23 protein-coding genes are annotated in these 22,378 nt (G+C 71.1%); 15 read left to right on the top strand and 8 right to left on the bottom strand.

The annotated features are described in order from the left end of the window. Window positions 1-48: 48 nt before the first annotated feature. Both ACFY0F_RS35010 and ACFY0F_RS35005 read left to right on the top strand, forming a co-directional pair. Window positions 49-1,566 (top strand): glutamate--cysteine ligase, encoded by a 1,518-nt coding sequence (locus ACFY0F_RS35010; RefSeq protein WP_388803714.1) that lies wholly within the window; start codon window positions 49-51, stop codon window positions 1,564-1,566. Between the two features lie 408 nt (window positions 1,567-1,974). Then, complete coding sequence (locus tag ACFY0F_RS35005) at window positions 1,975-2,775, top strand: CPBP family intramembrane glutamic endopeptidase (RefSeq protein WP_388803711.1); 801 nt, start codon at window positions 1,975-1,977, stop codon at window positions 2,773-2,775. Between the two features lie 66 nt (window positions 2,776-2,841). Here ACFY0F_RS35005 and ACFY0F_RS35000 read toward each other — a convergent pair whose 3' ends face one another. Next, window positions 2,842-3,651, bottom strand: a complete 810-nt coding sequence (locus ACFY0F_RS35000; protein ID WP_388803708.1) for a PhzF family phenazine biosynthesis protein — start codon at window positions 3,649-3,651, stop codon at window positions 2,842-2,844. Window positions 3,652-3,960: 309 nt separating this feature from the next. Between ACFY0F_RS35000 and ACFY0F_RS34995 the strand changes: the two genes are divergently transcribed. The 4 genes from ACFY0F_RS34995 to ACFY0F_RS34980 all read left to right on the top strand — a co-directional run bounded on the left by ACFY0F_RS34995 (window position 3,961) and on the right by ACFY0F_RS34980 (window position 8,703). Continuing rightward, complete coding sequence (locus ACFY0F_RS34995) at window positions 3,961-4,794, top strand: class II glutamine amidotransferase (protein ID WP_388803705.1); 834 nt, start codon at window positions 3,961-3,963, stop codon at window positions 4,792-4,794. Window positions 4,795-5,131: 337 nt separating this feature from the next. Next, window positions 5,132-7,144: a S9 family peptidase gene (locus ACFY0F_RS34990; protein ID WP_388803702.1), complete on the top strand. Its 2,013-nt coding sequence runs from the start codon at window positions 5,132-5,134 to the stop codon at window positions 7,142-7,144. 213 nt (window positions 7,145-7,357) lie between these two features. Further along, window positions 7,358-7,483: a hypothetical protein gene (locus tag ACFY0F_RS34985; protein ID WP_388803699.1), complete on the top strand. Its 126-nt coding sequence runs from the start codon at window positions 7,358-7,360 to the stop codon at window positions 7,481-7,483. 338 nt (window positions 7,484-7,821) lie between these two features. Continuing rightward, window positions 7,822-8,703, top strand: a complete 882-nt coding sequence (locus tag ACFY0F_RS34980) for an alpha/beta fold hydrolase (RefSeq protein WP_388803696.1) — start codon at window positions 7,822-7,824, stop codon at window positions 8,701-8,703. Between the two features lie 85 nt (window positions 8,704-8,788). On the opposite strand, the gene ACFY0F_RS34975 is transcribed toward ACFY0F_RS34980, so the two are convergent. Continuing rightward, window positions 8,789-9,669 (bottom strand): IS5 family transposase gene (locus ACFY0F_RS34975; RefSeq protein WP_388803693.1). Its coding sequence is split into 2 segments (ribosomal slippage): window positions 8,789-9,306 and window positions 9,306-9,669, totalling 882 coding nucleotides; the frame shifts between segments, so codons are not numbered across the junction. Between the two features lie 34 nt (window positions 9,670-9,703). Between ACFY0F_RS34975 and ACFY0F_RS34970 the strand changes: the two genes are divergently transcribed. Next, window positions 9,704-10,063 (top strand): hypothetical protein, encoded by a 360-nt coding sequence (locus ACFY0F_RS34970; RefSeq protein WP_388803690.1) that lies wholly within the window; start codon window positions 9,704-9,706, stop codon window positions 10,061-10,063. A gap of 653 nt (window positions 10,064-10,716) precedes the next feature. Then, window positions 10,717-11,334 (top strand): PadR family transcriptional regulator, encoded by a 618-nt coding sequence (locus ACFY0F_RS34965; RefSeq protein ID WP_388803687.1) that lies wholly within the window; start codon window positions 10,717-10,719, stop codon window positions 11,332-11,334. Window positions 11,335-11,400: 66 nt separating this feature from the next. Here the strand turns inward: ACFY0F_RS34965 and ACFY0F_RS34960 are convergent, their stop codons facing one another. After that, on the bottom strand, window positions 11,401-11,829 hold the full coding sequence (locus ACFY0F_RS34960) for an SRPBCC family protein (protein WP_388803684.1): 429 nt from the start codon (window positions 11,827-11,829) through the stop codon (window positions 11,401-11,403). Window positions 11,830-12,192: 363 nt separating this feature from the next. Between ACFY0F_RS34960 and ACFY0F_RS34955 the strand changes: the two genes are divergently transcribed. Next, entirely contained in the window at window positions 12,193-13,137 is a 945-nt protein-coding gene (locus ACFY0F_RS34955; protein ID WP_388803775.1) for a DMT family transporter, read from the top strand. Window positions 13,138-13,311: 174 nt separating this feature from the next. Further along, window positions 13,312-14,268 (top strand): DMT family transporter, encoded by a 957-nt coding sequence (locus ACFY0F_RS34950; RefSeq protein ID WP_388803681.1) that lies wholly within the window; start codon window positions 13,312-13,314, stop codon window positions 14,266-14,268. A gap of 72 nt (window positions 14,269-14,340) precedes the next feature. Here the strand turns inward: ACFY0F_RS34950 and ACFY0F_RS34945 are convergent, their stop codons facing one another. Together ACFY0F_RS34945 and ACFY0F_RS34940 are read right to left on the bottom strand one after the other, a co-directional pair. Then, on the bottom strand, window positions 14,341-14,970 hold the full coding sequence (locus tag ACFY0F_RS34945) for an FMN-binding negative transcriptional regulator (protein ID WP_388803678.1): 630 nt from the start codon (window positions 14,968-14,970) through the stop codon (window positions 14,341-14,343). Further along, on the bottom strand, window positions 14,970-15,653 hold the full coding sequence (locus ACFY0F_RS34940; protein WP_388803675.1) for a pyridoxamine 5'-phosphate oxidase family protein: 684 nt from the start codon (window positions 15,651-15,653) through the stop codon (window positions 14,970-14,972). Before ACFY0F_RS34940 ends, ACFY0F_RS34945 begins: the two co-directional genes overlap by 1 nt. A 46-nt stretch (window positions 15,654-15,699) precedes the next feature. Here ACFY0F_RS34940 and ACFY0F_RS34935 point away from each other — a divergent pair, with 46 nt between their 5' ends. After that, a complete protein-coding gene (locus ACFY0F_RS34935; protein ID WP_388803672.1) occupies window positions 15,700-17,031 on the top strand; it encodes an aminotransferase class I/II-fold pyridoxal phosphate-dependent enzyme in 1,332 nt (443 codons plus the stop codon). A gap of 133 nt (window positions 17,032-17,164) precedes the next feature. Here ACFY0F_RS34935 and ACFY0F_RS34930 read toward each other — a convergent pair whose 3' ends face one another. Continuing rightward, window positions 17,165-18,184, bottom strand: a complete 1,020-nt coding sequence (locus ACFY0F_RS34930) for a DMT family transporter (RefSeq protein WP_388803669.1) — start codon at window positions 18,182-18,184, stop codon at window positions 17,165-17,167. A 38-nt stretch (window positions 18,185-18,222) separates the two neighbouring features. Here ACFY0F_RS34930 and ACFY0F_RS34925 point away from each other — a divergent pair, with 38 nt between their 5' ends. Next, window positions 18,223-19,125 carry a LysR family transcriptional regulator gene (locus ACFY0F_RS34925; protein WP_388803666.1) on the top strand — a complete coding sequence of 301 codons (903 nt, stop codon included), beginning with the start codon at window positions 18,223-18,225 and terminating at the stop codon, window positions 19,123-19,125. Between the two features lie 28 nt (window positions 19,126-19,153). On the opposite strand, the gene ACFY0F_RS34920 is transcribed toward ACFY0F_RS34925, so the two are convergent. Continuing rightward, window positions 19,154-19,621: a pyridoxamine 5'-phosphate oxidase family protein gene (locus ACFY0F_RS34920; RefSeq protein ID WP_388803664.1), complete on the bottom strand. Its 468-nt coding sequence runs from the start codon at window positions 19,619-19,621 to the stop codon at window positions 19,154-19,156. 160 nt (window positions 19,622-19,781) lie between these two features. Between ACFY0F_RS34920 and ACFY0F_RS34915 the strand changes: the two genes are divergently transcribed. Then, window positions 19,782-20,426, top strand: a complete 645-nt coding sequence (locus ACFY0F_RS34915) for a cysteine hydrolase (RefSeq protein ID WP_388803661.1) — start codon at window positions 19,782-19,784, stop codon at window positions 20,424-20,426. Between the two features lie 9 nt (window positions 20,427-20,435). Here the strand turns inward: ACFY0F_RS34915 and ACFY0F_RS34910 are convergent, their stop codons facing one another. Beyond that, entirely contained in the window at window positions 20,436-20,942 is a 507-nt protein-coding gene (locus ACFY0F_RS34910; protein ID WP_388803658.1) for a Rieske (2Fe-2S) protein, read from the bottom strand. A 172-nt stretch (window positions 20,943-21,114) separates the two neighbouring features. Between ACFY0F_RS34910 and ACFY0F_RS34905 the strand changes: the two genes are divergently transcribed. Both ACFY0F_RS34905 and ACFY0F_RS34900 read left to right on the top strand, forming a co-directional pair. Next, window positions 21,115-21,915: a HipA family kinase gene (locus tag ACFY0F_RS34905; RefSeq protein ID WP_388803655.1), complete on the top strand. Its 801-nt coding sequence runs from the start codon at window positions 21,115-21,117 to the stop codon at window positions 21,913-21,915. Next, a complete protein-coding gene (locus tag ACFY0F_RS34900) occupies window positions 21,912-22,328 on the top strand; it encodes a DUF3037 domain-containing protein (protein WP_388803652.1) in 417 nt (138 codons plus the stop codon). Before ACFY0F_RS34905 ends, ACFY0F_RS34900 begins: the two co-directional genes overlap by 4 nt. Window positions 22,329-22,378 lie beyond the last annotated feature (50 nt).

The following is a 22,378-nucleotide window of genomic DNA, read 5'->3' as shown; positions in this document are numbered from 1 at the left end:
CCCCGGCGGCCGGATCTTCCGCCCGCCCATCCGAGGAGGGACGCTTCGATGGGGGAGAAGGTCGTGGCAGGGCCGTTCGACCTGTCCGATCGGCAGCGCTACCGGGAGAAGCTCGGCAGGTGCCTGACGGGACTGGAGCGACTGCTGGCCCACAAGCGGTTCGATCGACCCAAGAACCTGATGGGTGTGGAGATCGAGCTGAATCTCGTCGGCCCCGACGGGCTGCCGAAAATGCTGAACGGACAGGTGCTCGAACGGATCGCAAGCCGAGATTTCCAAACAGAACTCGCCATGTTCAATCTGGAAGTGAACATCGCTCCACACAGGCTGGGCGGGCGGGTATTCGACCAGCTCGCCGAGGAACTCCGTACGTCGCTGGCGTACGCCGACCGCAAGGCCGGCGAGCTGGACGCCGGAATCGTGATGATCGGCATCCTGCCCACCCTGGACCGTGACGACCTGGTCTCCTCCAACCTCTCCGAGGTCGACCGCTACACCCTGCTCAACGACCAGATCGTGGCCGCCCGGGGCGAGGACTTCCGGCTCGACATCGACGGGGTCGAGCACCTGACCTGCACGTCCCGCTCCATCGTCCCCGAGGCCGCCTGCACGTCCGTGCAGCTGCACCTCCAGGTCACCCCGGGCCGTTTCGCCGACGTGTGGAACGCCGCCCAGGTGGCCAGCGCGCCGCAGATCGCCCTCGGCGCCAACTCCCCGTTCCTCTTCGGTCATGAGCTGTGGCGCGAGTCCCGCCCTCCGCTCTTCCTGCAGGCCACCGACACCCGTCCGCCCGAACTGCAGGCCCAGGGCGTGCGACCGCGCACCTGGTTCGGGGAACGGTGGATCTCCTCGGCGTACGACCTGTTCGAGGAGAACCTGCGCTACTTCCCGGCGCTGCTGCCCATCTGCGACGACGAGGACCCGCTGGAGGTCATCGACGCGGGTGGCGCACCGAAGCTCGCCGAACTCGTCCTGCACAACGGCACGGTGTACCGCTGGAACCGCCCGGTGTACGACGTCGCCGACGGCGTGCCGCACCTGAGGGTGGAGAACCGCGTCCTGCCCGCCGGGCCCACCATCACCGACGTCATCGCCAACGCGGCCTTCTACTACGGTCTGGTCCGCTCCCTCGCCGAGGAGTCCCGGCCCGTGTGGACCCGTATGCCGTTCGAAACGGCCGCCGCCAACTTCGACGCCGCGTGCCGGTACGGCATCGACGCGCGCCTGGAGTGGCCGCGGCGCGGGCGGCACGGCGGTACCAGCGAGGTCGACGCGGTGACGCTGGTGCGCGAGGAACTGCTGCCGATGGCCGAGGCGGGGCTCGCGGCATGGGGCGTCGAGGCCGCCGACCGGGACCTCTACCTCGGCGTCATCGAGGAGCGGTGCCGGCGCCGCGTCAACGGAGCCTCCTGGCAGGCGGCGACCTTCCACCGCGCCCTCGAACAGGGCCTTCCCCGGGACGTGGCCCTGGCGGCCACGACCCGCCGCTACGGCGAGCTCATGCACCTGGGGGAACCCGTGCACACCTGGCCGGTGGGCCTGCCGGAGCCGGTGCCGCTGGGCTAGGGGGTGTCTTGTGGATCAGGCCGGTTGCGACCGACGGCGCCTTCCAGCCGACCCGAGCGGGGTCTGGTGCGTGCAGCTGCAAGGCGGAGGAGGGAGTCGACGCGATGGGGGTCCCCCCTCGCGAGCTCGTTCGAGCGTGGGGGAGTCGGGGACCGACGACAACGCCGGTGGGGGCCCCTCCCGCTCGAGCGAAGTCGAGAGTGGGGGAGTGCGTGCCAGACCCCGCGACCCCGGCGTGATCCACAAGACACCCCCTAGGGCGATCACCGGTTGCCCGGTCGGCCTCTCAGCGTGGGGGCGATGTCCGGGGAGAGGCGCGGATGGGGCAAGCTGTGACCTCCGATGAGGATGGTGCCCCTTCCGGTCCCGACGGCCTGCGGTGCACGATCTTCGTGACCGAAGGCAGGTGTGCAGGTGGAGGCGGGATTGGAGGCCGGTTCCGTTCCGCGGGAGCGGCCCTCGCGGCGGATCTACCGGGACGAGACACTCCTCGTGCTGGCGCTCTCGCTCGGAGCGAGCGGAGTGTCCGCTCTGATCAGCTTCATCGGATCGGTCACCAAACCCGGCGGCCTCAAGGACCAGGCGGCCACCCTCAACGCCTCGGCCGCGCCTGGCCGTCCCTGGCTCGACCTGGCCTGGCAGCTGTTCGGCATCGCCACGGCACTGGTGCCGGTGGCACTGGTCGCGCACTTCCTGATGCGCGAGGGCGAGAGCCTGCGCACCCTCGGCTTCGACCGGACCCGGCCCTGGCCCGATCTCGGCCGCGGCGCCGGGATCGCCGCGGTGATCGGCAGCACCGGCATCGCCTTCTACCTCGCCGCACGGGGACTGGGTTTCAACCTCACGGTCGTGCCCGAGGCGTTGCCCGACGTGTGGTGGAAGTTCCCCGTGCTGATCCTGTCGGCGGTGCAGAACGCCATCCTCGAAGAAGTGATCGTCGTCGGCTATCTGCTGCGCCGGCTGGGCCAGTTGGGCTGGACCCCGGGAACCGCGCTGGCGGCCAGTGCGGTACTGCGCGGCTCCTACCACCTGTACCAGGGCATCGGCGGCTTCGTCGGCAACATGGTCATGGGCGTGGTGTTCGTGTACCTCTACCGCCGCTGGGGCCGGGTCGGCCCCCTGGTGGTGGCACATTCCCTGCTCGACATCGGGGCGTTCGTGGGATATGCGGTGCTGGCGGGAAGGGTGGACTGGTTGCCGACCGCGTGACGTCGGCCGGACGAGGGGCGTACGAGGCTGTCGTACGCCCCTCCGTGTCCCCCGCGCCCGTGGTGCTCAGACGAGCAGTGCGCCCTCGACGACCGTGACGGCGCGACCGGTCAGCAGGACCCGGTCGCCGCGCAGGCCGGTGCGCACGAGGCCGGGGCGGCGGGAGGCCTGCAGACCGGTCAGGTCGGGGCGGCCGAGGCGCTCGGACCAGTAGGGAGCCAGGGCGGTGTGGGCGCTGCCGGTGACCGGGTCCTCGTCGATGCCGACGTTGGGGAAGAAGCAACGGGAGACGAAGTCATGGCCCCGGGCCGGGTCCTCGGCGCGGGCGGTCGCGATGATCCCGCGCGTGGAGAAGGCGGCGAGGGCCCTGTGGTCGGGGGAGAGCCCGAGGACGGTCTTCTCGTCCTCCAGCTCCAGCAGCAGGTCGCCGACGTTCGGGCCGGTGTCGAAGGCGGTCACCGGCTCCGCGCCGAGCGCCCGGGCGACCCCGGCCGGGACGTCCACCGGAGTGAGCGGGGCGGCCGGGAAATCCAGAGTGATCGAGCCGTCCTCGCCGGGCGTGGCACTGAGCACCCCGCTGCGGGTGACGAACCGCACCGGCCCCTCGTGGGCGCCGGTGGTGTGCAGGACGTGGGCCGTGGCGAGCGTCGCGTGGCCGCACATGTCCACCTCGGTGGCGGGTGTGAACCACCGCAGCGCCCAGTCCGCGTCCGAGCCCTCCGGCAAGCGGTGGGCGAACGCCGTCTCGGAGAGATTGAGCTCCATGGCGATCTTCTGCAGCCGGTCGTCGTCCGGGAAGGCGTCGAGCAGCAGGACCCCGGCGGAGTTGCCCGCGAAGGGGCGGTCGGTGAAGGCGTCGACGATTCGGATACGCATGGGCCGACGGTAGGGGCCACGGCTGCCGCCCGGCCAAGGCCAATTCCGACACACTGGACCGGTCGTGCCGCGGATCGGGGTACGACGGCCGCGTTCGCGAGGAAAGCGTCCGGGAAGCCGGTCCTCACCCGCCCGGGGTGAGGCGCCCGACCGGCGCCGTACGCACCCTGAAGACGGCCCGGAACGGCTGCCGCGCGCCGGAGCGGCGGACCCGCACGGGTGGCTACCAGACGCGGGCAGGGCACCCGGGAGGCGGGGCCGCCGCGTCGGCCGGCCCGTCACGGGAACTGGCATCAGGAGGCGGTGGCGATGTGCCGTTGGCTCGCCTATTCGGGAACACCAGTGCTACTCGAAGCCATTCTGTACAGACCGGCCCACTCGCTGATCGACCAGAGTCTGCACTCCCGACTGGGTGTGGAGACGACCAACGGCGACGGGTTCGGCGTCGGCTGGTACGCGTCGGACCTCGAGACCCCCGCGGTCGTCCGGGACACCGCCCCGGCGTGGAGCAACCGCAACCTGCGGGAGATCGCCGGCCATGTCCGCTCCCCGCTCTTCTTCGCCCACATCAGGGCCTCGACGGGCACCCCGGTGCAGCAGACCAACTGCCACCCGTTCCGTCACGGCCGGTGGATGTGGATGCACAACGGAGCGATCAACGGTTTCCACCAGACGCGTCGCGACCTCGCCCTGGCCGTCGATCCGGCGCTCTACCCCGCCATCGAGGGGTCGACGGACTCCGAGATGATGTTCTTCCTCGCGCTGACCTTCGGCCTGGAGGACGATCCGCCGGCGGCCGTGGCCCGGATGGTCGGCCTGGTGGAGGCAACCGGTCACCGCCACGGCGTGGAGTTCCCGCTGCAGATGACCGTCGCGCTGACGGACGGGCGACGGCTGTGGGCCTTCCGTTACTCCAGCCAGGGAGCCTCGCGCTCGCTCTACTACAGCACCGAGGTGGAGACGCTGCGCGCCCTCCACCCCGACGTCGCCTTCCTCAGGGACATCTCCGACGAGACCCGCCTGGTCGTGTCCGAACCGCTGGGCGATCTGCCCGGTGCGTGGAACGAGGTTCCGGAGAGCAGTTGGGGCGTGGTGCAGGAGGGACGGGACGAGCTGTTCCGGTTCACTCCGCAGGCCGTGTGAGCGTCCCTGTCTTCGCGTGTCCTGGACATCGCCGCTCAACACACGCACATCACCGAACGGGCGAGGGCATGCCAGGAAATGGGAGTCGGGCCGGTGGGAGTCGGGCCGGGACCCTGGAAGGGGGGCGTTCGTGAGCGTCGGGTGCGTGCGGCGGTCCGAACGTGTTGCTGTGATCGCAGGCGCCGCTCACGAGTTCGTAGGCGGTTGACGGGATCCCGTCCGATCACTTCGATCGGGCGGGATCTTGGCGTTTCGCCGGACGGGCGGCAGGCACCCCTGGCGGGCGGTGCCTGTAATCCGCTGTTCACCGCCTCCTGCGCGCGCAAGAATCGTCCGCATGTCTGCGATCCCCGGTGGCACGACCGCCTTCCACGACCTGCCCGCGTTCCTCGCCCAGCCTCGCGTCAACTCCCTTGCGCTGTCCGCCGACGGTGACCGTCTCGTCGCCGCCGTGCAGACGCTGTCGGAGGACCGCACCAGGTTCGTGTCCGGGCTGTGGGAGATCGATCCGGCCGGGGAGCGCGAGGCGCTGCGCCTGACCCGGTCGGGCAAGGGCGAGTTCGGGCCCGCGTTCGGCCCGGACGGGGTGCTGTACTTCCTGTCGGAACGCGAGGACGACAGTGAGGAGGACAAGCACGAGGGTGCCGCGCTGTGGGCGCTGCCCGGGCGTGGTGAGGCCGCCGTCGTGGCCCGGCACCCGGGCGGGATCACCGCGTTCACCGTCGCCCGGGACTCCGGCGCGCTGGCCCACACCGCCGGGCTGCTGCCCGGGGCCGCCGACGCCGACACGCACGGCAAGCTGCGCACGGCGCGCAAGGACGCGAAGGTCACCGCGATCCTGTACGAGGCCGGGCCGACCCGCGCCTGGGACCGCGATCTCGGCCCCGAGGAACAGCACACCTTCGTGCGCGCGGGGGCCGAGGGCGCCGTGGTCGACGCCGGCGGGCAGGGCGTCGGCCTCGAGCACCCCGGGGACGTGGCGCTGTCGCCCGACGGGACGCGAGTGGCCTACACCCGGTTCGTACCCGGCCGGGTGCCCGCCGAGAACCGCACCGCCGTGGTCGTGGCACACGCGGCCACCGGCGAGGAGGTCTTCGTCCTGGGCGATGTGGAGCACCTCTACGAGGCGCCGGTGTTCACGCACGACGGCTCGGCGGTCGTGTGCTCGCGGATGACGTGGCCGACTTACGACGAGTCGATGGACATGACGCTCGTCCGGGTCGGCGTGGACGGCGGCGAGGCCGTCGATCTGCTGCCCGGGTTCGACAACTGGCCTGTCGGCGCCGTCTGTTCGACGGTCGACGACACCCTCTTCTTCGTGGCCGATGTGGAGGGTCATGCGCCCGTCTTCCGGCGGGACGCGGACGGCACCGTGACCCGGCTCACCGCCTCGGGCGCGTACGGCTCGCTCTGCGTGGCCCCGGACGGGCGGACGCTGTACGCGCTGCGCAACGCGATCGACTCGCCGCCGCGGCCGGTCAGGTTCGAGGCCGGCGTCGCCGACCAGACGCCGGTCGAGCTGCCCGCCCCCGGTGCGTTCGACGCGGTGCCGGGCACCCTCACCGAGGTGTACGCCGACGCGGCGGACGGGTACCGGCTGCGCGGCTGGCTCGTGCTGCCCGAGGGCGCGTCGGCCGAGAACCCCGCGCCGCTGCTCGTCGCCGTGCACGGCGGGCCGCAGGGCAGCTGGAACGGCTGGACCTGGCGGTGGAACCCGTGGCTGTTCGCGGCCCGCGGCTACGCGGTGCTGCTGCCCGACCCGGCCCTGTCGACCGGCTACGGTCAGCAGGGCCACCGGCGCGGCTGGGGGCAGTGGGGCGGGGTTCCGTACACGGACGTGATGGCGCTGACCGACGCAACCGAGGCCCGTGACGACATCGATGCCGCGCGCACCGCGCTCGGGGGCGGCTCCTACGGCGGCTACATGGCCAACCGGGTCGCCACGAGCACCGATCGGTTCAAGGCGATCGTGAGCCACGCGGGCCTGTGGGACCTGCGGTCCTTCCAGGGCGACACCGACGCGCCCTGGTACTTCCAGTGCATCTTCGGGGACCCGGTGACCCGGCCCGAGCGGTACGAGGCGCACTCCCCGTACCTGGACGCCGCGAAGATCCGTACGCCGATGCTGGTCATCCACGGCGCGAAGGACTACCGCGTGCCGGTCGGCCAGGGCGCCGCGCTCTTCCAGGATCTGCAGCGGTTCGAGGTGCCTGCGAAGTACCTGTACTTCCCGGACGAGAACCACTGGATCCTCTCCCCGGGCCACATCCAGGTCTGGTACGAGGCGTTCCTGAACTTCCTCGACCACCACGTCCTCGGTGCCGAGTGGCAGCGGCCCGGACTGCTGTGAGCGCGGGCGGGCTTCGGCCTCCCCAGTGACAGCGCGCGGAGACGCCAGTGCCGAAGGGCAGCCGCGTCTCCGTGCCCCCGAACAGGCTCCTGATCTGGTTTCGCGAGGGAAGAACGCGTCGTAGCAGCCGGTCTCGCTCCAGCCACGATTCGAAGCCCACGTGCCGCCCGGTCGTCGCCGACCAGTACCAGCCCGGGAAGTGACGCTCAGCGCGTGACAGCGGAACGTACGCACTGGACCGACATCCTCGAACCGGCCCGTCACACCGTCCCGCACGGACGCCGTCGGCGTCCGTGCATCGCGTCCACGTACGACATCTCGATGCTCGGCCCTGCCTGACCCACCCCAGCCGGTACAGCCATCGAGTGCGACAGGACATCGCTGACCTGTCTCAATGAACGTTGAGACGATCTCAGGCAAGCTGCACGGATGTGGCTTCGTCTCAACGAAGAGCAATGACCCGCCGGTTCGTCTCAGTGACGATTGACCGACGGTGGGCTGATCCCTATCCCGCCGCCTCGAATAGTGGACATCGTCCTGGTGAGGACGTGAGCGCCATCATGGGGACATGACTAGGGCCTGTCCGACGGATCATGGGCAGAAGCCAGGAAAGTGTGTGCAGGTCACCGGGCGATATTCTGGGTGCGCTCCGTGGATGACTATGACAGTCTCCGTGCATGTCGATCGTTGACGTGTCCCCTGAGGTGTCTATCGCGTACGAGAGTTTCGGCGACCCTGGAGACCCGCCAGTCCTGCTGGTGATGGGTTTCGGCGCGCAGATGCTCGCCTGGCACGAGGACTTTTGCCGAGCACTGGCAGACCGCGGCCGTTACGTGATCCGGTACGACAACCGGGACTGCGGGCTGTCCACCAAGTTCGACGATCATCCGGTGGACATGGGCAAGTTCATCGCCGCCGTCAGCTCGGGAGACATTCCCGCCGCCCTCGCCATGGTTCCCTATCGGCTTCTCGACATGTCGGGTGACGGCCTCGGCCTGCTCACCGCGCTCGGTATCGAACGCGCCCACGTGGTCGGTGCCTCGATGGGAGGGATGATCGCCCAGGTGATGGCCCTCTCCTGCCCGGAGCGGGTGCTGACCTTGACGTCGATGATGTCCTCGACCGGCGAGAGCGAATACGGCCAGTCCAGCCCGGAGGCCCAGGCGGTGCTGTTCAGTCCCAAGCCCGCGGACCGCGAGGGATACGTTGCGGCGGCGGAGCGGGAACTGGTGTGGGCCTCCAAGCGATACGGCGACGCATCGGTGCTGCGTGAGTTGGCCGCCGCGAGCTACGACCGCGCCTACCACCCCGAGGGGATCGGGCGGCAGCTCGGCGCGATGATCCTCAGCGGTTCACGTGCGGATGCACTGCGTGAGCTGCGGGTGCCGACGCTGGTGATCCACGGCCTGGACGACACGCTGATCGACCCCAGTGGCGGGAAACGCACCGCGGAGCTGGTGCCCGGCGCCGAACTCCTGCTGGTCCCCGACATGGGCCACGATCGCCCGCGTGCACTCTGGCCCGAGCTCATCGATGCCGTGGTGACCCATACCGGTTGAGCAAGCATGTCCAGAGCAGCATTGAGGGGAGATGCGGCTGCTCCGGTACTGGTGCCGGCCTCGAGTACGCAAGGTCTGTCCCAGATCATGGGCGCAGCCAGAGTCGAATCGAGGCGATGATGATGGTGCCGTGGAAGATGTAGGCACGCTTGTCGTACCTCGTGGCCACGGCCCTGCAGGTCTTGAGCGCATTGATCGTTCGCTCGACTTCGTTCCTCCTTTTGTAGATCGTCTTGTCGAAGCCCGCAGGCCGGCCGCCCCTGCTGCCGCGGCTCTGGCGGTTGGCCCGCTGGTTCTTCGGTTCGGGGATCGTGTGCTTGATCTGGCGTCGTCGCAGGTATCGGCGATTGCGGCGCGAGGAGTACGCCTTGTCACCGCCGAGATGGTCCGGTCGGGTGCGCGGACGTCCGCCGCCGAGACGGGCGACTCGGACGCGTTCCATGATGGGGATGAACTGTGGGGCGTCGCCCCACTGGCCTGGCGTGATCAGCAGGGCCAGCGGGCGGCGTCCGCCTTCCCCAACGAGGTGGACCTTGCAGGTGAGGCCGCCCCGAGAGCGTCCGAGCCCCTCGTCGGAGCGGTGCTGCCGGGGCGTTGATCTTTTCCCGGCACCCGCGGGCGTCGCTTGCGGGCGTCGGCAGCGTGCCGGTGAGCCCGGCAGGAGGTGGAGTCCACGCTCACCATCGACCAGTCGATACGGCCCTCCGCGTCGGCGTCAGCCAGGACAGCGGCGAAGAGCCTGTCCCACGTGCCGTCCGCCGACCAGCGTCTATGCCTCTCATACACGGTCTTCCACTTGCCGAAACGCGCAGGCAGATCCCGCCAGGGCACCCCGGTGCGATTCCGGTACAAGATCCCGTTGATGACCCTCCGAAGGCTCAGCCAACGACCGCCCCGCTTAGCGGACTTCGGCAGATGCGGCTTCAGCCGGGCCCATTCATCGTTCGACAGATCTCCCCGCCCCACGGACAGGCCAACGAGCCAGGCCCGCGACGGTCACATGATCCGTTGGACAGGCCCTAACCCGAACCTGACCGCCGGCAGTATCTGGCGGCTCCACCACGGCGACCAGGAGATTGTCAGGCTGACCGTGACCGGCGCCGACATGCCCTGGACTCACGCCGAAGTTGAGATACTGCCTGGCTTTGAAGAGTTCCGTCTCCTCTTCGCCGAGCAAGAGCGGGCTGTCGATGAGGAGGACTGGGAGCAGGCGGACGCCTGCCATACCCAGATCCGCAATGCGCTCACCATGACGTTCCCCGACGGCAGTCCGGTCGCTGAGTTCATGCTGCACATCCACGACGACGGCACCGCCGGCTGGCGCTGGCATGACGAGCCCTTCGACGCGGTGAACCAGTGACGCGCTGGCTTCGCTGCTTCTGGGGCGAGGAAGCAGTCTGGTTCTACTTCGAGCTGGACACCGATGGATGCGTCATCCGGCAAGTCGAGTTGCAGGAGCCCGAAGGCAAGGCTCTGGCCGCTGCCTCGCTTGACGAGTGGCAAGAAGCTCCAGTGCAGCCAGAAGGGCTGCGACGATATCGCCGTCACCTGCGGATCTCTGTCGAGCAGGATCAACCGGTCCCGCTCTAGCCACGACTCATAGCCCACGTGATCGCGTGTGGTCGCCGAGTAGTACCAGCCGGCGAAGCCCGGCGTGTTCTTGTCCCAGCGGAACAGCCGGACAGGCTCCACTGCCTCGAACGAAACCTGCCAACTCGCTCCCAGGGGGAGCCGGCGCCGCGCTCCGTCGCTGAGAAAGTCCAGCTCAAACGCCGCTAACGCCTCATCGCCGTACGCGCGCGACAGCGCTTCCACCGCACCCCCAGCCCGAAGGCTGAGCAAGTGCTCAACCTTCGGTGAGACTAACGGCCGTACGTTCAGCTTCGTTGAGATTCGCGGAATCTTCGCTGAGACAGGTCAATCGCGCCGTCCAGCCGAGGCTCTTGTCATGCTATCGGTTCCGATATATCGTTGAAGTATCGCGACAGATCAACGATGGATGGAGTGATGGCGATGCGTACCCACGGATTCGAGCGTGGACATCGACAGGACGGCCCCCACCGGCACGGTCGGGACGGGCTGCGGGCCGCCTTCGGGCCCTTCGGGCCGGGTGGTCCGGGGTTCGGGCCCGGCGGTCCCGGTTTCGGCCCGGGGCCCTGGGGGCCGCGGGGGCGTGGCGGCCCGAGGGGGCGGGCGCGGCGCGGTGACGTGCGGGCCTCGATCCTGGCCCTGCTCAAGGAGCGGCCCATGCACGGCTACGAGATGATCCGGGAGATCGCCGAACGCAGCGGCGGCGCGTGGAAGCCCAGCCCCGGCTCGGTCTACCCCACGCTGCAGCTGCTGGAGGACGAGGGCCTGATCGCCAGTGAGAGCGAGGGCGGCAAGAAGCTGTTCGCGCTCACCGACGAGGGCCGGGCCGCTGCCGAGGCGGGCTCCGACGTCCCTTGGGAGGAGGCGTCCCGCGGGGTCGACTGGGAGGTGCTCAACGAGATCCGCCAGGCCGGGTTCGGTCTGATGGAGGCCTTCGGTCAGGTCTGGAAGACCGGCAGCAAGGAGCAGCGCGAGAAGGCGCTGGGCGTGATCAACGACGCCCGCAAGAGGCTGTACCTGATCCTCGCCGACGAGGACTGACGCCGGTGCGGCCGTGGGAGGCGCCCCGCGGAGTGATCCCCGGGGCGCCTTCGTGTGCGGCGGCAGTCAGGTCACCAGGCCGTTCAGCTTGCGCAGTGATTCGTTGAGGGCCGCCGTCGCGGAGTCCTTGAGCTTGCCGGCCATGAGGGAGACGGCCGCGCCGGTGAACTCGCCGTCGATGCGCACCGTCGTGCCGTCGCCGTCGGGGGTGAGCGTGTAACGCGTGGCGACGTTCACCGCCATCGGGCCCTTGCCGCGAATGGCGAACACCCGGGCCGGCTCCAGTTCCTCGATGGTCCACTCGACCTCGGCCGGGAAACCCATCAGCTTCATGTTCTCCTGGAAGGTCCCGCCTGCTTCCAGTGTCTCGGGGCCGCCCTTGGGGAAGCTGGTGTGGGTCGCGTTCCACTCCCCGTACGCCGACCAGTCGGTGAGCTTCTCCCACACCTTCTCGGCCGGCGCCTGGATGTGCGCCTCCGCGCTGACTTCGGCCATGCGACCACCCCTTCGTGTCGGGCTACGGTGTCGCGGAACGTAGCCGCAGGGCCCGGAACATTCAATACTGACGAACTGTCAGAATATGTGGAGGCCGGGCCTTCCGTCGTCGTGCGCGGCGCAGCATCGGTCACGGCCCGCGCCGGCAGAGCGGAGTGTGCTCGCGCGGATCGACCGCGCCACGGCCGAGCGCGTGGGCGACCGGCGGTACGGCGCTCCGGGCGGCGCCCGCGGACCCGGCGCCGTCCAGCCGTTGAGACAGGAGTCAACCCGGGTGACGCTCATGTCATCGCCTGTCATCATGTGCCGGTGCGTATCTCTGAGAGCAGTCAAGGCGGGGGTGGGAAGAGCCTCGGGCTCGGCATGGCGTTCGGCTCCGCGCTCGCCTTCGGTGGGTCGGGACCGGCCGCCAAGCCGCTGATCGAGGCGGGGCTCGACCCGCTGCACGTGGTGTGGCTCCGGGTGGCGGGCGCCGCGCTCGTCATGCTGCCGCTCGCGGTACGTCACCGTTCCCTGCCGCGCCGCCGCCCCGCGCTGCTCGCCGGGTTCGGGCTGTTCGCCGTCGCCGGGGTCCAGGCCTGCTACTTCGCCGCGCTGTCGCGGATTCCGGTGGGGGTCGCGCTGCTCGTGGAGTACCTTGCACCCGCGCTCGTGCTCGGCTGGGTGCGCTTCGTGCAGCGGCGGCCGGTGACCAGGGCGGCGGCGCTCGGCGTGGTCCTCGCGGTCGGTGGCCTCGCCTGCGTGGTGGAGGTGTGGTCAGGACTCGCCTTCGACGTGCTGGGGCTGCTGCTGGCGCTCGGCGCGGCCGGCTGCCAGGTCGGCTATTTCATACTGTCCGACCATGGCGTCGGGGCGGGGGAGGAAGCACCGGACCCGCTCGGCGTCATCGCCTACGGACTCCTCGTCGGAGCCGTGGTCCTGACCTTCGTCGCCCGTCCTTGGACCATGGACTGGTCGGTCCTGTCCGGCACCGCGCACATGTCCGGCGGCGAGGTCCCGGCCGCCGTCCTGCTGGCCTGGATCGTGCTCGTGGCCACGGTCGTCGCGTACATCACCGGCGTGCTGTCCGTACGCCGGCTGTCCCCGCAGGTCGCGGGCGTCGTGGCCTGTCTGGAGGCGGTGATCGCGACCGTGCTGGCGTGGGTGCTGCTCGGCGAGCACCTCTCGGCGGCGCAGGTCGTCGGCGGTGCCGTCGTCCTGCTCGGCGCGTACATCGCGCAGTCGTCGGCACCGGCCGAGGGCGCCGTGGAGCCGGTGGCCGGCGGCGGTCCCGGAAAGCAGTTGTCCACCCGCCGAACGGCCGCCTAGGGTGGCGACCATGCCGACGAACGCACTCGTCCTTTCGCCCCCCGCCGCCTGAGGCGGGCCTCCGGGAATGCGCCCGGCGCGTCGCCGGGCGGGACGGTGCTGCCCGCAGACGAAGTCCGTGGCTCCTGCTGACGCGGGGCCGATACCGAACTTCCACCTCTGCGGAGACCACTCGTGTCGCACGTTGTCTCTGGCCTGCCCGTCGGGCGTGGCCTGCTCTGTCTGATCGTCGCCGGTGCCGCCTGGGGCACCGCCGGCGCCGCCGCTTCGCTGGTCTACCGGACCAGTGACCTCGGGGCCGTCACCCTGTCCTTCTGGCGCTGCGCCGCCGGCCTCGCGCTGCTGCTCGCCGGCCGGCTCCTGCGCCGCCGTCCGCGCCCCGCGGCGACCGAGCCGCTCGGCCACCGCGCACTGAAGGCCGTGGCCACCGGCGTCGGCCTCGCCGTGTTCCAGACCGCCTATTTCGCGGCCGTGTCCGCCACCGGACTGGCCGTCGCCACCGTGGTCACCCTCGGCGCCGGTCCCGTGCTCATCGCGCTCGGGGCCCGCTTCGCGCTGGGGGAGAGGCTCGGCGCGGCCGGTGCCGTCGCCGTCGCCGGGGCGCTCGCCGGACTCGCCGTGCTGACGTTCGGCGGCACGGGCGCGACCGTACGTCCGGGGGGCGTCCTGCTCGCGCTCGTGTCGGCGGCCGGCTACTCCCTGATGACCCTGCTCACCCGCTGGTGGGGGCAGCGCGGCGGGAGCGACTCCTCGGATGCCGCCGTGTGGGCGTTCGGAGTGACCAGCCTGTGTCTGCTGCCGTTCGCCCTGGCCGAGGGGCTGCTGCCGCACACCGCCCACCCCTTGCGGGTGCTCTGGCTGCTGGGATACATCGCTGCGATCCCCACGGCCCTCGCGTACGCCCTCTACTTCGCGGGCGCCGCCGTCGTACGGGCGGCCACCGTCTCCGTGATCATGCTGCTGGAGCCGGTCAGCGCCGCCGTCCTCGCCGTCGTCCTCCTCGGCGAGCATCTGACCGCGTCCACCGTGGCCGGAACCCTGCTGATGCTCGGCTCGGTCACCGGGCTCGCGGTGGCGGAGGCGCGCGGGGCGCGGCGGGCAAGCGGGGAGGAGCTGCCGGTGCTGGTGTGAGACCGGAGCGTGCGCGCCTTCAGGAGGCGGCGGGCGGGACGGCGGCGGACGGGGACGGGCGGCGGTCGTCGGTCACAGCCCCCGCCGCACCAGGTGCTCCAGCGCCGCCGCGTCGCGCGGGCCGTTCCGGGTCGTCAGGGCGGCCGCCATCTGTTGCCGGACCTCCTCCGCCTTCTTGCCCGCGTACTTGAACTTGGCCCGGACGTCGGTCACTTCCAGTCGCAGGACCCGGATGCCGGACAGCATGCGGCCGTAGGGGGCTTCACCGGCGGCCGCCCGGGCCGAGCCGCCCTCCGGCTGGAAGTGGCCGACCTGGCGGTTGAGGAGGTCGGCCTTGGCCGCCGGGTCGTCCACGACGTGGGCGGTGCAGCTCAGCTGGACGGCCGCGTAGAAGCTGGTGGGCACGCCGTGCTCGGGCGGGGTGCCCGGCGCGGCCTGCCACGGGCCGGGAACATGGACGTAGTCGTCGACCACGCTCAGCAGCACCCGCGGGTCCGCCTCCACCGCCCGCCACAGCGGGTTGGGGCGGGCGAGATGGGTGACGGCCTCGCCGCGCTCGGGATCGTAGGCGAAGTGCAGCGGCTGGACGAGCGGGGGCTCGCCGGGCGGGCCGTTGACCGCCAGCTGGCCGAAGTCGTGGGCGGCCAGCCAGGTCTGCCACTCGGAGTCGTCGTGGGGTGCGTCCCAGGGATGTATCAGCATCACAGGTCCGCCAGGTAGTCGGGCAGCGTCGTGCCGGGGGCCAGATCGGCCTCGGGGAGCGGAGTGTCGTAGCCCTTGCGCAGCGGTACCACGCCGGCCCAGTGGGGGAGCGCGAGGTCCTCGGGCTCGTCGTTCACACCGCCGGTGCGGAGCTTGGCGGAGACCTCGTTCAGGTCGAGACGGATCACGGAGGTGGCGGCCAGCTCCTTCTTGTTGGCGGGCCGGGAGTCGGCGGTGCGGCCCGGGACCACGTGGTCGACCAGGGCGTCCAGCGCGAGCCGCTTCTCCTCCGGGTCGGTGACCTGATACGCGGTGCCGTGCACCACCACGGAGCGGTAGTTGATCGAGTGGTGGAAAGCGGAGCGGGCCAGCACCAGGCCGTCGACATGGGTGACCGTCAGGCACACGGGCAGACCCGGGTCGGCCTCACCGGTCATGCGCAGCGGGCGCGAACCCGTGGAGCCGTGCACGTAAAGGCGCTCACCGACCCGGCCGTAGAGCGTGGGCAGCACGACGGGCGCGCCGTCGCGCACGAAACCGAGGTGGCAGACGTAGCCCTCGTCGAGTATCGCGTGCACCAGGTCCCGGTCGTACGACGCCCGGTCGGCGGAGCGCGTGGGGACGGTGCGGTCGGTCGGTGAGTAGGCGGTGGACCGGGGCGGCGTCTGCTGGGTGCCCTGCATGGCGGCTTCCCTTGCGTATCGATTGCACTAGTGCATAATTGGCTTTGTGCTAGGAGAGTATCGGATCAGCGGGCGTGGCGCAGCGGAGATCGCCGCGAGCATCGAGGGCGCGGTGGGGGCCGGTGTCCTCGAGCCAGGCCAACTTCTGCCGCCGATGCGGGAGTTGGCCCACGGCCTGGGGGTGAACCCCAACACCGTGGCGGCCGCCTACCGCACCCTGCGCGAGCGCGGAGTCATCGAGACCGCCGGGCGTCGGGGCAGCCGGATCAGACCCAAGCCGGCCACCACGGGGCGGGAGAGCGCGCGCGTGGACGTGCCGGCCGGGGTGCGCGACCTGTCCGACGGCAACCCCGACCCGGCGCTGCTGCCGCCGCTCGCCCCCACGCTGGCCGCCGTGGCCGCGGAGCTGGACCGGGAGCCGGTGCTCTACGGAGACGACCCGGTGGAGCCGGAACTGGCGCGCGTCGCACGCGCGGAACTCGACGCCGACCGCGTCCCCGCGGGCCCTCTCGCCGTGCTCTCCGGGGCGCTCGACGCCGTCGAACGGGTTCTCGCCGCCCACTTGAGGCCGGGGGACACCGTCGCCGTCGAGGACCCCGGCTGGGGCCGCACCCTCGACCTCGTCCCCGCCCTCGGACTGCGTACGACCCCCGTGGGCGTCGACGACGAGGGACCACGGCCCGAGGAACTGCGCACCGCCCTGCGCTCCGGCGCACGCGCCTTCATAGTCACCGACCGCGCCCAGAACCCCACCGGTGCCGCGGTGAGCGCGCCCCGCGCCCGTGCCCTGCGCACCGTCCTGCGTGAGTACCCGGGGACCCTGCTGATCGAGGACGACCACGGTCACGGCATCGTCGACCTGCCGCTGCACCCCCTCGCGGGCGTCACCCGGCACTGGGCGTTCGTCCGCTCCGCGGCCAAGGCCTACGGACCCGACCTCAGGCTCGCGGTGCTCACGGGCGACCCGGTCACCGTCGACCGGGTCCGCGGCCGCCAACGGCTGGGCCCGGGCTGGGTGAGCCTGCTGCTGCAACGGGCGGTGTTCCGGCTGGGGGCGGACGGCGTGGTGGACGGGCCGGCGGTGGCTGCGGCCTACCGAGACCGGCGGGAGCTGCTCATCGACGCGCTCGCCGAGCGCGGGGTCCGCGCCCACGGCCGCAGCGGTATGAACGTCTGGGTGCCCGTCCCCGACGAGACCGGCGCGGTCGCCCGCCTCCTGCACGCGGGCTGGGCGGTCTCGCCCGGCGCACGCTTCCGGCTGAACACCCCACCCGGCATCCGGATCACCGTCTCGACCCTGGACCCGGCCGAGGCCGGCCCGCTGGCGGACGCGATCGCCTCCGCCGTCGGGCCGGCTCCGATGCGCAGTTACGTCTAGCCCGTGTCCGCGAAGTCCACCCCGCCCCGCGACGCCTGGCACGCCCGCTCGCCGCACCGGGCGAATCCCGCGGGACTTGGACGGACGCGACCCGGTACCCCGGCAGGCCCAGGCCGCCGGAGGGCCGGAGTGTTCAGCCCGTCCGCCTGCCGCGAGCCTGGGTCAGTGCCGCACCCGCCAGCACGATCGCGGCGCCCACCGGTGTCGTCCAGCGCAGCGTCTCGCCGAGGACGGCCACGCCGGCGGCGGTGGCGATGACCGGGATGAAGTAGGTGACCATCTGGGCCGTCGTCGGGCCGACCTCGGCGACCAGGCCGTACTGGATGAGGACCGCGAGGCCGGTGCCGACGGCGCCGAGCGCTGCGACGGCGAGCAGCGGTATGACGGGGAAGTGGTCGGGCAGGGAGGTGAACAGGGGGGTGACGACTGCCAGTTGCGCAGTGGCCAGGAGCAGCTGGGCGCCGGTCATCGACAGGTGCGAGTGGCCGGAACCGGCGAGTGTGCGGCGCACGTAGATCCAGCCGACCGGGTAGCTGAGCGAGGCCAGCAGGGCCAGCGCCGTGCCCGTGGCGTCCAGACCGCTGAAGCCCTGCCAGGCGCCGAGGACCGTCAGGACGCCGAGGAAGCCCAGGCCGAGCCCGGCGACCCGCACCCGCGTCGGCCGGTCCTCGGAGAGGGCGACCAGGGACAGGACCATGCCCCACAGCGGCGAGGTGGCGTTGCAGATGCCGGCCAGTGTGGACGGAATGGTCAGTTCCGCGTAGGCGAAGAGGGAGAAGGGTAGGGCGTTGAGCAGGAAGGCGGCAACCGCCAGGTGTCCCCAGGTCAGAGCCCCGCTGGGCAGCCGCTCCCGCTTCACCGCCATCGCCGCCCCGAGCACCGCCGTGCCGAACACCAGCCGCCCCAGCGTGACCTGGAACGGCGCGTAGCCGCCGGTGCCCACTTTGATCAGCAGAAAACTGAAGCCCCATATCAGCGACAGGGCACCGAAGCGGAGACGCCAGTCGAGGCGGACACGGGGGCGCGAGGCGGTACGTGCTTCGCTCCGGGTGGCTGTGGCTGTGGCTGTGGCTGTGGCCGTGGCTGTGGCTTTGCCTGTGGTTGCGGCGGTGGTCATGGCCTCCACGATGCTGCAGCGAACCTCGTAGCACAATTGAGATTTCCACAGCTGTACGTCTTAGTATTACTTACATGTTGAACCTGGAGCGCCTGCGTACCCTCGACGCCCTCGCCCGGCACGGCTCGGTCAGCGGCGCGGCCGAAGCGCTGCACGTCACGACCTCCGCGGTCTCGCAGCAACTGGGCAAACTGGAGCGCGAGGTCGGTCAGCAGTTGCTCGCCAAGAACGGGCGCGGCGTCCGGCTCACCGACGGCGGCCGGCTGCTCGCCGAGCACGCGGCACGCATCCTCTCCCAGGTGGAGCTCGCCCAGTCCGACCTCGAGGCGCACCGGGGCCAGGTCGCGGGAGAGCTGCGACTGTCGGCCTTCCCGACCGCCGCACGCGGACTGTTCCCCACCGCTCTCGCCGGTCTGCGCGCCCTGCATCCCGCGCTACGCGTGCGCTCCTGCGAACTGGAGCCGGAGAACGGCGTCGCCGGGGTGGTGCGCGGCGACCTGGACCTCGCCGTCGTCCTCGACTGGTACAACAAGCCGATGCCGGTGCCCGACGGCCTGGTCAAGGCTCCCCTCCTGGACGACCCCGCCGACGTCGCCATGCCGGTCGGCCACCCGCTCGCGGACCGGGACGAGGTGGACCTCGGGGAGTTCGCCGAGGACGAGTGGATCACCTGGGGCGAGGGCGAGTTCTGCCACGAGTGGCTGATGTTCACCCTGCGCTCACGCGGCGTCGAGCCGATCGTCGGTCACCGCGCGGCCGAGACCCACACCCAGCTCGGCCTGGTGGCAGCCGGTCTGGGCGTCTGCATCGCGCCGCTGCTGGGCCGCCATCCGGTGCCCCCCGGCGTCGTCACGGTCCCGCTCAGACAGCGGGTACGGCGCCATGTCTACGTCGTCTGGCGTGCGGACGCCGACCGCCGTCCGTCGATCCGGGCGGCGGTCGAGGCCCTGCGGACGGCGGCCGAGAAGGTCGACTGAGAAGGCCGGCTGAGCCGTCCCGGCCGTCCTACGCGGGCCCCAGCTTGCTGAAGTCCCAGGAGACCATCTTGTCCGGTGTCAGCCGGGCCCAGGCGTGCCGCCCGTCGTGGGGCATCTCGTCCAGGCCGAAGTTCTTCCGGGCGAACAGCATCTCGGCGGTGTCCAGTTCGGCGCACAGCTCGCCGATCCGGGGCACCTCGCCCACGAACTCGATCGTGCCGGTCAGCTCGACACCACGGAGCTGCTCGTACTCCTCACCCGAGTCGACCACGATCGCCACCCGCGGATCGCGACTGAGGTCCGTCCAGCGCTTGCTGCGCACCACGGAGTACAGCCACAGCGACACGCCGTCCCAGGCGTACCACAGGGCACTCACGTGCGGAGCTCCGCTCGCCGACACGGTGGCGACCCGGCAGGTGCGCTGGGTGGTGAGGAACTCGTCCACCTCACCCGGTGTCATCATGATCTTGCGGCCCCGGCGCTGAGTGGCGGTCATGCGTCCCCCTCTTCTCCCACGTCGTGCCAGAGGAGACGGTCCGGGTCCTGTCCGGCGCCTAGATCCTCTGACATCACGTCAGAAAAGAATGGGTCGTCTTCCCCTCGTACGCAATGGCCGTTAGTCTCGCCCGCCCGGCACCCCGGCGAAAGAGGGTCTCATGGCGTCCCGCGAGCAGCTCGGTGAGCTTCTCGAACCCGCGAGCACCGTCCTGCTCACCGTCGAGTGCCAGCAGGGCGTGGTCGGTCCCGACAGCGCGCTGCCCGAACTCGCCGGTCAGGCCCGCTCCTCCGGTGCCCTGCGCAACGTCGCCCGGCTGGTCTCCGCCGCGCACGACAGCGGCGTCCAGGTGATCCACGCCGTCGCCGAACGCCGTCCCGACGGCCGGGGCGCAGGCCGCAACGCCCGGCTGTTCCGCGCCGCCGAACGGCTCCCGGTCCAGCAGCTGTCCGGCACCGCGGCGGTGCGTGTCGCGGCTCCCGTCGAGGTGGCCGACGAGGACATCGTCGTACGGCGGCTGCACGGCCTGTCGCCCGTGCAGGGCACCGAGGTCGACGCGCTGCTGCGCAACCTGGGCTGCCGCACGCTGGTCGTCACCGGGGTGTCGGCCAACGTGGCGATCCCCAACGCCGTCTTCGACGCCGTGAACCTCGGTTACACCGCCGTCGTGCCCGCCGACGCCATCGCCGGGGTGCCCCCCGAATACACCCCGATGATGATCCGCCACACCCTCGCGCTGGTCGCCACGGTCACGACGACGAACGAGGTGCTCGGCTGCCTCGGGCGGCCGCGCCGGCGCGTCTGACGCCCGCGTTCACGCCAGCTTGATCTCGTCCCCGGAGACGGTGATGTTCGCGGCGGCCAGCGGCTGGGTCGCAGGGCCCTGCTTCACACTGCCGTCGGCGGCGGAGAAGTGGCTGTTGTGGCACGGGCAGACGATGACGCCGTCGGCGACACTGCCCACCGCGCATCCCGCGTGGGTGCACTTGGACGAGAACGCCTTGTACGTACCCGCAGTCGGCTGCGTGACCACCACGCCCTGGTCCTTGAAGACCTTGCCGCCGCCCTCCGGGATGTCCGAGGTCTTGGCGAGCGCCGTACCGCCGGCGCTGCCGCTGCTCGCCTGCTCGCTGGGTGCGGTGCCGGCGGCTCCCGTCGTTCCGGTGGACGTACCGGAGGATCCGGCCCCGCCGGAGGCGTTCGACGAATCGTCGTCCGAGCCGCAGGCAGCCAGCGCGGCGGCGAGTCCCGCCGCTCCGGCCGCCGCCACGACGGTACGGCGGGCCGGTCCGGCTGCGGGAGTGGGCGATGCGCTGGTCATGAGGGGTTCCCTTCCGCGGAGCTTTTCGTGATCCGTCCAGGGGTACGGTCTCGGAGCACCACCTGTTCAGACGGCATCGAGATCTTGTCCTCCCGGGGATGAGGCCCGCGTAAGCCGCAGCTGTGGCCGCGCTGTCGGTCCGGCCTTCAGCGCAGGCCAGTAACCTGGGGCGATGCTCAAGGAAGTCACCGCGACCCGCTACATCACGCCCCTGCGTGAGGGAGGCTCGCTGCCGGGACTCGTCGAGGCCGACGACCTCGGGACGTACGTCATGAAGTTCACCGGCGCGGGCCAGGGCCGCAAGACACTGGTCGCCGAGGTCGTCTGCGGCGAACTGGCCCGCCGTCTCGGTTTCCGGATGCCCCGGCTGGTGGCGATCGAGCTCGACCCGGTCCTGGGGCTCGGCGAGCCCGACCAGCAGGTGCAGGAACTGCTCAGGTCCAGCGGCGGCACCAATCTCGGCATGGACTTCCTCTCCGGAGCCCTCGGCTTCGACCCGCTCGCCTTCACGGTCAGCCGTGCGGAGGCCGGGCGGATCGTCTGGTTCGACGCGCTGGTGAACAACGTCGACCGCTCCTGGCGCAACCCGAACCTGCTGGTGCGCGGGGGAGAGTTGTGGCTCATCGACCACGGCGCCACCATGATCTGGCACCACAACTGGCCCTCCGCCGAGACCTCCGCCACCCGTCCGTACGACGCCTCGGACCACGCCCTCGTACGTTTCGCGCCGGATGTCGCGCGCGCCGCCGCCGAGCTGGCCCCCCTGGTCACCGAGGAGCTACTCGCCGAGGTCACCGCCGAGATCCCCGACGCCTGGCTGGCCGACGAGCCGGGCTTCGCCACTCCGGACGACCTCCGGCGGGCGTACGCCCGGCCGCTGCTCGCGCGAGCCGCCGTGATCCATGAGCGCATCGAAGGCGTAGAAGGCACCGCAGGCACCGCAGGCACCGAAGGCATCGAGGGGCACGAATGACCGAGCGCCACATCACCAGGGCGGGCCAGGGCGGCGACCGCGACGTCTTCGAGTACGCGCTGCTCAGGGTCGTCCCCCGCGTCGAGCGGGGCGAGTGCATCAACGCCGGCGTGCTCGTCTACTGCCGAGCGAAGGCGTACGTCGGTGCCCGAACCCACCTCGACGAGGCCCGGCTGCTGGCTCTGGACCCCGCCGCGGACGTGGCCGGCGTCCGGGCCGCGCTCGGGGCCGTCGAGAGGGTGTGCGCCGGCGGGGCAGTGGCCGGGCAGGCGGCGGGCGACGCCGCCGGGCGGCGCTTCCGCTGGCTGATCGCACCCCGCTCCACGGTCGTCCAGCCAGGGCCGGTGCACACCGGGCTCACCACCGATCCGGCGGGCGAGGCTGCGCGGTTGCTGGACCTTCTGGTGAGGTAATGGATCACACGCACCGGGTGTGCCGTTGACACCGGGTGCCACGGCTTCTA

This window comes from Streptomyces sp. NPDC001544 (assembly GCF_042894285.1).
Classification (GTDB): Bacteria; Actinomycetota; Actinomycetes; order Streptomycetales; family Streptomycetaceae; genus Streptomyces.
Note: the sequence above shows the minus strand (reverse complement) of the source record. Positions and strands in the feature narration are given on the sequence as shown.